General features: G+C 51.0%; 5 protein-coding genes. 2 read left to right on the top strand and 3 right to left on the bottom strand.

Annotated elements, in window-relative coordinates:
• Nucleotides 1–586 (top strand): peptidase dimerization domain-containing protein (locus HGBM_RS26385; RefSeq protein ID WP_019119574.1); only part of this gene is annotated, 586 nt, incomplete at its 5' end.
• 28 nt (nt 587–614) lie between these two features.
• Nucleotides 615–2354 (top strand): M28 family peptidase, encoded by a 1740-nt coding sequence (locus HGBM_RS02765; RefSeq protein WP_019119573.1) that lies wholly within the window; start codon nt 615–617, stop codon nt 2352–2354.
• Between the two features lie 434 nt (nt 2355–2788).
• Here HGBM_RS02765 and HGBM_RS02760 read toward each other — a convergent pair whose 3' ends face one another.
• The 3 genes from HGBM_RS02760 to HGBM_RS26380 all read right to left on the bottom strand — a co-directional run bounded on the left by HGBM_RS02760 (nt 2789) and on the right by HGBM_RS26380 (nt 6210).
• Nucleotides 2789–3400 (bottom strand): MFS transporter, encoded by a 612-nt coding sequence (locus HGBM_RS02760; RefSeq protein ID WP_147512786.1) that lies wholly within the window; start codon nt 3398–3400, stop codon nt 2789–2791.
• Nucleotides 3401–3437: 37 nt separating this feature from the next.
• Nucleotides 3438–4373 (bottom strand): bifunctional helix-turn-helix transcriptional regulator/GNAT family N-acetyltransferase, encoded by a 936-nt coding sequence (locus tag HGBM_RS02755; protein ID WP_026074163.1) that lies wholly within the window; start codon nt 4371–4373, stop codon nt 3438–3440.
• Between the two features lie 253 nt (nt 4374–4626).
• Nucleotides 4627–6210, bottom strand: a complete 1584-nt coding sequence (locus tag HGBM_RS26380) for a 2-hydroxyglutaryl-CoA dehydratase (RefSeq protein ID WP_019119570.1) — start codon at nt 6208–6210, stop codon at nt 4627–4629.
• Nucleotides 6211–6225 lie beyond the last annotated feature (15 nt).

Genomic DNA, 6225 nt, shown 5'->3' with positions numbered 1-6225 from the left:
TTTCGAATTGTCGCTGTTGCGAACCCTTCCCTTTGACGAGACTGCAAAAATGATCGGGTTAACCCATCTGGATTTGGACGGGGAAGCCTATTACAGAAAGCTTTCACTGGAACCCACTTTTAATATCAGCGGATTCACGAGTGGGTTCGGCGGAGAGGGTGTGAAAACAATCATTCCAAGTACAGCAAAAGTCAAAATTGACATTCGACTGGCGGCGGATCAGGATCCGGAAGACATTTGCCAAAAGATTCAAGATCATGTCAATCTTCATGCACCTGAGGTACAGATAAAGTGTTTGGGAATGGTAAAACCCTCCCGGACATCCATCGAACTCGACGTTGTGCAACAAATCATCGCTTCGGTAAGAGAGTCGTATGGGAAGGAGCCAGTGGTTCAACTCGCTTCCGGGGCAACCTTTCCGGATCACGGTTTTACGCAAACCCTGGGACTGCCCTCTGTCTTGGTCCCATACGCAAACGCGGATGAGAATAACCATGCCCCTAATGAAAACCTGGATGCAACCTGTTTCTTTCAGGGGATCCGAACCACATGCCAGGTATTCCTGGATTTGGGCAGGCGAATGTAATCAAGTAAACTGACAGGAGGAGATGGGTTTGACGGTAGCAAGAAAGATTACCCAAGTGGAAAACGAACTGCTGCAGGAAGTATCCAAAGAGAGACTGATGAGGTTTACCGAGGAAATTTCCCGGGAGGTACGGTTATCCGGTACGGAAGAAGAACTGCGGGCTTTTCAGTACGCCAAAGAGAATTTAGATAGCTTTGGCTTGAAAACGGAACTGCTCTTTTGCGACGCTTATATCAGTCTTCCCGGGAAAGCATCCTTAACAGTTGGTGGAGAGACGGTTCCATGCATTACTCATGCCATGGCTAAACCTACTGAAGGGTTGGAAGCAACAGTCGTATATGTCGGAAAAGGGGCCAGCTCCGATTATGAATCTCAAGCTGTCTTAGGCAGGGTCGTTCTGATTGACGGACTCGCAATTCCAGGTGCCGTAAAAATCGCTGCAGAACATGGAGCTGTCGGGGCGATTTTTGTAAATGCAAAATACACCCACGAAATGATCGTGTCACCGGTGTGGGGGAATCCAGTCCCGGATACAGTCGGCCTGCTGCCGCGCATTCCTGTTGTTTCTGTAACAGTCGATGCAGGTGAGAGGATCAAAGAAAAAATTGCGGCTAGCGACAATCTTTGCAAAATAACCGCCGAGGTGGATACGCGTTATCGTCCGATTCCTACACTGATTGCAGAAATCAAAGGGGCGGAGCAGCCGGACAAATTCGTGCTGTTCAGCGGCCATATCGATTCCTGGCATTACGGAGTCATGGATAACGGTACCGCCAATGCTGTCATGCTGGAAGTAGCCCGCACCCTGGCCCAATACCAAGGCAAACTGAAGCGGACATTGCGTTTGGCTTTCTGGTCCGAACATTCCCATGGCCGGTATGCCGGTTCCGCATGGTATTGCGACACGTATTGGGAAGAATTGACGGAAAACTGCGTGCTGCACATTAATATTGACTCGGTGGGAGCCAAAGGTGCAACTGTTCTCACAGAAGCCAACTGCATGGCGGAAACCAGGGATTTTGCCAAGGAAGTGATCAAGGTATTAACAGGAGATTCCTTCAAGGGATCCAGGTTTGGACGGGCGGGGGACCAATCCTTCTGGGGAACGGGCACACCCTCTTTGTTCATGGGCTTGTCCGAACAGGAACCGTCGGATGATCCAGCTTCTAAAGCCTTTGGGCAGTTGTTTGGTGCAGGCAAATCTGGCGGATTTGGCTGGTGGTGGCATACGACAGAAGATACCCTCGACAAAATCGATCCGGATAATCTGGAAAGGGATTGTAAAATCTATCTGGTCATAGTCTACCGTTTCTTAACGGATCCAGTAATACCGGTAAACCCTGTTGCTGCCGTAGACGATATTCTGGAAGGCCTGTCCGGTTGGCAAATGAAAGCAGGGAAGCATTTCGATTTGACTCTGACTATTGAACGTACTGAGCAGTTGAAAGCCCAAGTCAGCCGATTGGCGGAACAGATTGGAGGGACTGGCGAAGAAGATCAGGAAAAGGCGGCTCTGATTAACGAAACGCTCATGGAACTTTCCAGACTCCTGGTTCCATTGAACTATGTAAAGGAAAGCCAGTTCGGTCATGATCTGGCACTCAAACAGCCTCCGATCCCAAAACTGGCGGAAATTGACCGTTTGATTCAACTGGAAAGTGACAGCAATGAATACAAAATCCTGCAAACATCCTTGATTCGTAAGCATAATGAAGTGAATTACACATTGAAAAAGGCAAATCAGCTGCTTGCGAAGATGTTAGGGTAGCGACATATTTTATTGAAATGGGGAGTTCTTTTAATAATTTAATGAAAGTAGCTAAGGGATACGAACACCATGAATCCCACCGGCTGGCGTCTCATCGCGGCAGCTATCTTTTCCGGTCCCTTTGGAACCGGCTCATCACTAATTCGAAAAGTAATGTCTTTCTTTATGAATCCGAACGATCGATTATCAGGAACTCCCGAGATTTTGGTTCCTGATAATGATTATTATCAGAACTCCGTATTATGAGGTATTGGTACGCTTGGTCTTTTCATTAGTTAACATAATATATATTATCGGACCCAATAAACCAACAAATGAACCGCTCGCGTATCCCCGGCCATAGTCTTCAGTAAATGGTTCCGCCGGGCGTGCGGTTCTCTATCCATATTTGCAGTATTGCGTCCTTCAGCCCAAAACCAGTGTAAAACAGCCCGTCATTGCACCTCTGTTGTTGAAGTTTCCCGTACACCCAAACCATTTCGACGAAGCATCTCACCATACATGATCAGGATAGCGCCAACAAATACACACGCCGCGGTAGTAAGGAGCGCCCATTTGATACCCGCTGCACTCATCAAGGCCCCAAAGACCATCGGAGCCAATGTGGCACCTGTGAAATAACCCGCCTGAATCCAACCTAGAATCTTTGCGCTATTGCCGGGAATAAGTCGAATCGCGGCGGCAACCAACAACCCATTCCACCCAAACAGGCCTACCACTAAGGCAAACGCCCCCGCCAAAAAAAGGCTGGTTACATGAAACGAAACGATTATAAGCCCGACCATTCCCAAAAGCATCATCGCAATGACGATGACAATGTTGGCATACGGGCGTTGATCAGCTATTATTCCGGCCACAATCCTGATCAAAGCCGCAGATCCACACATGGCCAGAGCAAGTGAAGCGGCCGTGGAAACGGAGTATCCTAATCCACCAAGCGTAAAACCAGGCGTCACTGCGGCGAGTGTGGCAATCACTGCCGCAGCTACCGGCCCCCAACAGGTACGCGGTGATGGAGTTTCGCCATGAGATCTGGAAATCTTCATGAGATCCCCCTCTGACTCCTCCATAGATGTCGCGGAATCACAGTAACTTCTCCCAAGTCTCCCCGATCAATGCATGGCCAAAACTATGGTGCGGTTCCTGCTCGACAAGTTCAAAACCTGCCTTTTTATAGATTTTTCTTGCATCTTCAAGCACGCTGTTGGTCCACAAAACCAGTTTTTTGTATCCCTTTCGTCTTGCAAAACGAATACATTCGTCGACGAGACGTGTACCCAAACCTAAACCACGAGCCCTTGGGTCGACCAATAGAAGGCGAAGCTTTGCCACTTCCTCGCTGTCTTGTACCACAAATACGGAACCTACAATCTGTCCATCCATTTCCGCAATCCAGCACCGTTCCTTATCCGGGTTGTAATTGTTGATAAAGTCTGAACATATTTGAGCGACCAGTGCCTCAAAGCGTTCGTCCCAGCCATACTCCTTTGCATACAGGCGGCCATGCATATGGACGACCCATCCCATGTCGCCGGGTTCATGCTGACGAAGAAAATACGGTTCCGAGTACTTCATCCCTTCGCCGAGCAACTGTTCGATGGTGTTCATCGATTGAATTAGGCGGTTCTGATCCTGTTCAGAGAGATTATGCAGCAACTCTGATATCTCTTCCCGCGAACGGCTATCCAAAAGTGAGAAAGCCTTCTCCCCTTCTGGTGTAAGGTGAAGCAAGCGCTGCCGTCCGTCCGCTTCGGAAGGAACCTTTTCAATCAGGCCCTGTTGCTCAAGACGGTCCAATATCCGGCTAAGATATCCAGGGTCTAGTCCCAAGTCTTTCGACAAATCAGCCGCAATTAAGTTATCCCGGTTCGCAATCTCGTAGATAATGCGGGATTCGGTAAGCGAGTATGGACTATGCAGCAAGCCCTCCCTCAAGACGCCCAAATTTCTTGTCAGGAACCGATTAAATCGCCGAACAACAGCAATCTTCTCTTCAAAACCAAGGTTTGGCACACTCATCCCTCCCATATAGTTGCCTCTGTCATGATTATATATGACTTAAGCAACTATTATCAAGCGGTTTTGTATGCACCGCGGGAGTATGGCTATCTCGATTTTACCGTTTCCGGTGTTCCGTTCCGGTACGCTTATACCGTAAGCGACAATTGTGTCGGCGATGTGGCGATTACAAACCCATTAGACCCACCATGCTTTGTAAGCAATACACAAAGTAATCCCGCCAGGTCTCATAAAAAGCCTGGCGGGATTTGCCTTACATCCAGGAACGGAAGCTGTACACGCTGTTTGCCGCCGTACAGGCGACTACGTGACGGCCAGCTTTGAGCGGGTGGCCAAAGGTTGGGCGGTCGGTTACAGATCGAAGCTTATCCGGTGACAACCTCTTTTTCGCCAGAGCTTCGTCAAACTCCCTCTGGGCCGCCTGCTTCGCCTTGAACAGCATCATCTGCACCCGGCTGTACACATTGATCGCGCCGTCTCCCGTCGTTTCGATCGGAAGGAAAATCGCCTCCGGGTACCTCTCGGTGATCAGCGATTGGACGCCGTCCGAGACGCCGGATGAGGGCATGCAGCCGAACGGTTTGACAGAGATCGTCATGTTCACCTTGCGCTTTGCCACATTCAAGATCAGCTTGCCCACTTCCATGTGGCCTTCACCGCCGCGCAACTGGTTGTTGTAGTGTTCATGGGCAACGCGGGCGATTTCGTCCATGTCCGGAAGATGGTAGCCGGCAAGGCCGATCAGCTTGGCATAGCTCTGGAACATCAGCCGGATCACCCGGTCCGCCGCCCACAGCATACGCAGGCGCATGAGGGGATTCTTGCCCTGCAGTCCGTACCGGCCGGAATCCTCTCCGCGCAGCTGCATGCGCTTGCGGGTATCGTATCGTCCTTCCCAGATCAGGTAGAGGATCCAGGCGGTCACGGACTGCACTTCCACTTCCGCTCCTTCGCTCTCCAGAAAACGCTGCAGCTGATAGTTGCCGTCTCCTTCCGTGGTCATCGCCCAAAACTCGCCGATGATGCTTACTTTCGGTTTGACCCGCGTCCGGTCCACCTTTACGGCCTTCAGTTCCTTTCGACAGCGGAGCAAGGCGGGAAGCAGCTGCTTGCGCTGACGCATGGCTTCGTACAAGTACTTCTTGCAGCGCTCCAAAGCCGCGTCTGTGGCGCCCGCTTCCACTTCGTAGGGACGGATCCGGTAGCCGATCGCATTCAAAATATCCCCGATCAAGATGCATTTCAAAAAGCTGAGGAAGAAGGATGTGTCCAGCTTGAGCGCGGATTCGTCTCCGGTGGCCTGCTTGAGACCGCTTTGCTGTTGGAAGAGCAGGACGCGGAATCCGTCAAAACCGGCGTCGCGCAAGGCTTTGCGGTACTCTGTGACATACGTGCCAAAGCGGCATGGACCGCACGAGCCGCTGGTGATGAACAGGTAGTTTTTGACGATCTCCTCTTTCGACTTTCCTTGGACATCCCGCAGGTAAGCCAAGTGCTTGATCAGATTGCCGACTGTGAAATACGTCGGGTTGCACTGCCCGCGGTTGCCAAACTCTTTTCCGAAACGGAGCGAATCGTTGTCCGGGCAATCAAGGTGCTGCACGTTGTAACCAAGCCCCGAGAGCGCCCCTTCCACGAGATAATCGTGCGCCATGGTCAGTCCGCCGAACAGGATCGTCGTCGTTGCTCTGTCCCTCGCCAAAAACCGGCGGGGAACCGGGTCGAACCATTGGGCCCGTTTGTCGGTTAGTCCAAGCTCCCTCTCCTGTTCCTCCTGAAAGCGGCGCAGCTCGTCTTCAAAAGGATTGCCGACAGGGATTTCCTTCGTTGTCTCCATGTGTCATCTCGCCTC

This window comes from Brevibacillus massiliensis, assembly GCF_000311785.1.
Classification (GTDB): Bacteria; Bacillota; Bacilli; order Brevibacillales; family Brevibacillaceae; genus Brevibacillus_C; species Brevibacillus_C massiliensis.
The sequence above is the reverse complement of the archived record's forward strand: the minus strand, read 5'-3'. Positions and strand labels throughout refer to the sequence as shown.

What these genes read in the sequence shown, in the direction of transcription:
- HGBM_RS02760 (WP_147512786.1), bottom strand. Translation starts at nt 3,400, where the DNA reads ATGAAGATTTCCAGATCTCATGGCGAAACTCCATCACCGCGTACCTGT.
- HGBM_RS02755 (WP_026074163.1), bottom strand. Translation starts at nt 4,373, where the DNA reads ATGAGTGTGCCAAACCTTGGTTTTGAAGAGAAGATTGCTGTTGTTCGG.
- HGBM_RS26380 (WP_019119570.1), bottom strand. Translation starts at nt 6,210, where the DNA reads ATGGAGACAACGAAGGAAATCCCTGTCGGCAATCCTTTTGAAGACGAG.